Annotated in this window: 3 protein-coding genes and 1 pseudogene; 2 read left to right on the top strand and 2 right to left on the bottom strand. The window is 33.2% G+C overall.

From position 1 onward, the window contains the following. Positions 1–99: 99 nt before the first annotated feature. Entirely contained in the window at positions 100–1,158 is a 1,059-nt protein-coding gene (locus AVJ20_RS17555) for an RNA-guided endonuclease InsQ/TnpB family protein (protein WP_111886103.1), read from the bottom strand. A gap of 156 nt (positions 1,159–1,314) precedes the next feature. Continuing rightward, a complete protein-coding gene (locus AVJ20_RS17560) occupies positions 1,315–2,493 on the bottom strand; it encodes a replication initiation protein (RefSeq protein WP_104442428.1) in 1,179 nt (392 codons plus the stop codon). A gap of 942 nt (positions 2,494–3,435) precedes the next feature. Between AVJ20_RS17560 and AVJ20_RS17565 the strand changes: the two are divergent. Together AVJ20_RS17565 and AVJ20_RS17570 are read left to right on the top strand one after the other, a co-directional pair. Continuing rightward, positions 3,436–4,213 (top strand): annotated as a pseudogene (locus AVJ20_RS17565) (ParA family protein). An 11-nt stretch (positions 4,214–4,224) separates the two neighbouring features. Beyond that, positions 4,225–5,136, top strand: coding sequence for a ParB/RepB/Spo0J family partition protein (locus AVJ20_RS17570; RefSeq protein ID WP_104442427.1), 912 nt, complete (start codon positions 4,225–4,227; stop codon positions 5,134–5,136). Positions 5,137–5,194 lie beyond the last annotated feature (58 nt).

Below are 5,194 nucleotides of genomic sequence, written 5' to 3' on the forward strand. Positions count from 1 at the left end.
CCACCTCTGTTGAAATGAACGTTCAATATAACTGTTTTACTAATTAAAGTTATAAGTGGTTTCTTGAACTAAGAATAGCCGTTGACATCCTCACCTCCCTTAAACGGAGGTGATTCCTACAGCTAGACGCTTATGCCCAAGCGCAAGAATGTTCATGGCACTATTTAAGTCCCTATCGTGAGTGACACCACACTCACATGACCATTCTCTTATTCCAAGACCTGTCCTACCTCTCGGACTACTTGAGGTGATCTCACCGCAGCACGAACAGATTTGGGTGGTATAGGCTTCATTGACTTCTTCAAACATTACCCCTGCGTTCTCGCATTTATACTTGAGCATTGTTTTTAGTGCTGAAAACCCTGTATCTAAAACAGACTTTGCCATTTTAGTTTTTACAAGCTTTTTGGCACTTAAGTTACCTACAATTATGAGTACATTATTTTTAACAAGTAATGTACTTGCCTTATGCAAATGGTCTTTACGGCAATTTGCAATCTTGGCGTGTAATGCACGTACACGTTTTTTATTCCTTGCTCGTTGAGCAATACCTAATTTCTTTTCGTATTGGCGATAGAACTTGGGGTTTGAAATAACCGTACCATCAGAACAGGTTGCAGTATCTTTTAAACCTAGATCAATACCTATGGCTTTGGTTGCTGTTGGTTTTTCTTGATTCGATGAATCGACCACAAGGCACACGTACCAACGCCCACGGCTGTCCTCAACAAATGAACCAGTTCTAACAGCATATTTGCTTAATCCATAGCTATCCCATAGCTTGAATTGATGTTTACCATATTGAACATATCCATCAGCGTATTTGATCGCTACTTTCTTAAACGGTATCCATCCAAGTGATTTTCTTGCTGACTTCTTGTTGCTAACACGCCATTTGAGTTTGGCTTTCTTAAACTGCTTTCTGCGTTTGACTAATTCTTCGGTGACAGCCTGAATGGTTTGGCTGTGCAAACTACACTCTTTAGATGCGCCTTTGGTGTATTGAGCAATATCAAATGCAGATAGAAATTCACCTTTTCTTTTTAGGTGCTTAAAACTTAAATCATTCACATAATTCCAAACAAAGTTCACCTCAGATGCTAATTTAATCAGCACCTTTGCGTGTTTGTCTTTTATGCGGAGTTTAAGTGTTTTCATGTGCTTATTTTAACAATAATATTTTAAGTAATGAACAACAAAGATATTTAATACGACATTCCATGTCGTATGGCTTACGCCAGTCTCTTATATCCTCGTGCTGAACCACGAGGTTTTACGCTCCAAGTGATAAAAGTGTAGCAAGTTGCTACACTCCTAGATAATATCCTTTCCGAAAATTTCATTTAGACGATCCTTGATGTCTTCCACAAATTTACTATCAGTTTTCAATTTATTTTTCATTTTTCTCTTAAAGTCACTTAAGCTCATTCCAACTTCAGCAAAATCCATTTGAAATAATGAATCATTGATAACAACATTTGCTTGAGAGTCTGTGAGGCAACCTACAGTCTTAAACCACTTTTCAAGCTGTAAATAATTAGCATCATCATTAAAAATATACCATGAACGTACAGTGGTATCGAATTTTGCACCTAGATCTTTTACCTCAGCATTATCTTCAAATGGAACATCTAAGTAGATCTTTAATTTTTCGGCCTTTTTATTTTCAATTACAGGCTTTTCAAAACCACGATGATGTAGTTTAAATTTTACGCCTACAATAGGGCGTCCTTTTTTAATTGTTTCATATTCTAACTGTAGATCGGTGTTTTCATTAATTTCAGCTACAATTTTATCTAATACATAACGTCGAAAATCGACCCAACGGTCATATTTAGTTTCATTTATATCAATTAGAGCTTTGAGATTCTCTAATAATAATGGAACTTCGTAGATTTCTTGAGTCTTAAATTTGAATTCGTTTTTTATGAAATAGGTATAAAGACTCATACTTGCAACTGAATCTAGAGCAAATAAATGTTTTAGTTGGTATGTAGTAAAATTACCACCAGCTAATTGAGTAAAGTAAGGTAATACTTCACTGGTAAATCTGATTTGAAGTGCATTCTTTGAATCATCTTCCCATCTTAACTCACGGATAATAGGGACAACCGAGTGAACTCTTTTAGTCTTTTTCTTTATATCATCTACAGGTTCTTCAATTACAAAGTGCGCCACACGGGATGAAAGTTCTTTGTAAATTCGATCAATGGCTACATTAATTGAATTTCGCTTACTTAATCCCAGTAATTCAGCTAAATCATCTTTATACAGATAGATGTATGTTTGTTCACTAATCTCTTTATCGATATGATTCTTCTCACCGTAATTGGCAACAGCCATCGCATATAAAAGTGCTTTATATTCATTCGCTGACAATTCAATAGGTCGTATCAAACGATTGCTAGTACTTACAACCCCATTGTGACGAATATTACCTATGCAGTACGGGATTGAATCCAGCTCTTCTTTGTTATGGCTTAGTTCTGACATAAAGTGTATTAACTATTTTAAGTGTGCTTAACTTGATTATGCATGTTATATAAAAAAGTGGAAAAAGATTCAACACTTTCACCTAAAAAAAACTAAGGTGGAATACTTGTCACCAAATTTAGGTAAAAATCCATTAAAGTGGAAATATATTTTTAAATTCCACTCCAAGATGACAAATACTCCACTTTTAGATGTTTTTGATTCTTTATAGAGATACGGATTGATGAATAAACACCCATAATGGATTTTAAATAATCAATTAACCTATTTCGATATGACAAGTTTTCCACCTTTAAAAACGCAGATCACTGAAAAAAATATCGAGTTTAGTCATAAGAACAAAATATCTGCATTCTAGGGTGAGTGCGTGAAATTCTTTCCACTCTTAGATCAATGAATATATCAAAAAATGGTGTAGTAAAAAAAAGCCTTGCAACTTTATCCACAATATTATTTTTGTAAGTGATTTTTTTTCCACTCTTGCTCTTAAATTCATCAAGTTATCAACATCATAAATAATTGTTTTATATATGTTTTAAATGATAATACATATATTTTATAATTAACAGTGAAAAACATTCCACCATAGTGACAAATACTCCACTTTTAAGTGACAAATACTCCACTTTACAGTGACATATATTCCACTTTAAAGTGATCATCTTTCCACTTATAGAAGACAACTCTTCCACTTTAAGATGACAAAACCTCCACCTTAAAGTTGATATGGTATTGTTTTTAAATGAAAAATATCAACTTAATTATTAATTAACTTAATTATTAATTACTATTAATTATTAAATAAGCTAGCTATATAAAACTTTAAATTTAAAATTGCTTTAGCGTTATACAAATGACTGTTTTAAATTTAAAAGGTGTAGTAACTTAGCCCAAAGTTATTTATATTAATAGTAATTTTAAATATAGAATGATTTGACAAGTATGTCTGCAAAAATTATTGCTGTTGCGAATCACAAGGGTGGTTGTGGTAAAACAACAACAGTTGTTCATTTAGCCTCTGAGCTAGCAAACTTAGGAAAAAAAAGTGCTTGTGATTGATTTAGATCCTCAAGCAAATGCTAGCTTGCATATTGGTTTAAAACATCCAAGTGAAGTTGGAGTAACAACCGCTGAGTTATTAGTAGGTGATGTCTCATTACTTACTGACGCTTTAGAAGAAGATACTAATTTTGATAATGTTTCACTAATTTATGGTTCTCTCAATTTAGGAAAAACTGAGGACCAATTAAAAGAAGATGCGCCAAGACCATCAGAAGAACTCACTACAAAATTAGAACTATTAAAAGATCTTTATGATTTTATTTTAATTGACTGCCCTCCAAGTTTAAAACTATTGACGAGTAATGCTTTAGCATCTTCAACACATGTAATTATCCCGATTGAATCTGGCTCACAATATGGTCTATATGGTGTTACAGACTTACTTAATCATTTAGAAAAAATAAAGCGAATCAATCCGGAGCTACAATTATTAGGTGCACTACTTATTAAGCACGATGAGAGACAAAATGTTTGTAAACTCATTCGTGATGAAGCATTTAAGCAAGTGGGCTATATTATGGAAACGACTATTCCACAAAGTACAAAAGTAAATCAAGCCGCAATTATGCAGCAGTCTTTACTTAAGCTAGACAAAAGTGGAAAGGTTCGAAAGGCTTTTGAAAGTTTAGCTAAAGAAGTTTTAGCTAAAGTTAACTGATTGAGAATTTTATGGCAACTGCAAAAGAACTTTTAGCTCAAAAGCTGAAACAAAATACTCAAAAGCATCAATTAGCTCAAAAAGATAATATCAAGGAATTAAAGGAATTTAGACGAAATGTCCCCATTGAAGACATTTCACGGAGTCCTTATCAACCGCGTAGAAAATTTGATGAGCAGGAAATCAAAGAACTGGCTGAATCGATCGATGAAGTTGGTTTGTTGCAACCCATCACTGTTCGTAAACTTGAAAATTTAAAATTTGAACTAATTGCAGGTGAACGTCGATTACGTGCGCATGAAATTCTAAAAAAATCGACCATTGAAGCCATTATTATTGATGCAAATAATGAAGAAGCTTCACTACTTACACTAGCTGAAAATTTAAAACGCCAGGATTTAACAGACTTCGAAATCTATATTGGTCTAGTAGGTTTGGATGAAAATTTAAAGAAAAATAAACAACGTTTAGCGAAGTCTTTAGGCTTAAATCGCGAAGACATGTATAAATATTTATCTTTTGAAAAGTTGCCTAAAGCCATCTTGAATGATTTGGTAAATGAGCCCCAGTTATTAGGTCGAACTGCTGCAACAGCTTTTAAAAAATTTCTTGCAGATCACGACGAAATAAAACAACGTGCTGAAAAAGCCTTGTTAACTGTTTGGACAAAAGTAAAGAATGGCCAACTTGAGCAAACTAAGGCTGTTGCACAAGCTACGAAATATCTAGTTCAAGATAATAACGATTCTCCATCAACATCGCTTGTAAAAAAAATTGAATATGCTGGGAAAGTTGCTGGAAATATTAAATTTAATGATAAGTTATTAAAGGTTTCTTTAAAAATTTCTCATTTTGATGATGCTAGTTTAGAAAAATTAGAAAATCTATTGAAAGAGTTGGTAGAGAAAAATCAAGAAGTGTAGCAACTTGCTACACTTCTTTTCTTTAAAATATGTCTGATAGTATAATCTTGGGGATACC

Origin of the sequence: Acinetobacter sp. CFCC 11171 (assembly GCF_003268405.1) — a bacterium.
Classification (GTDB): domain Bacteria; phylum Pseudomonadota; class Gammaproteobacteria; order Pseudomonadales; family Moraxellaceae; genus Acinetobacter; species Acinetobacter amyesii.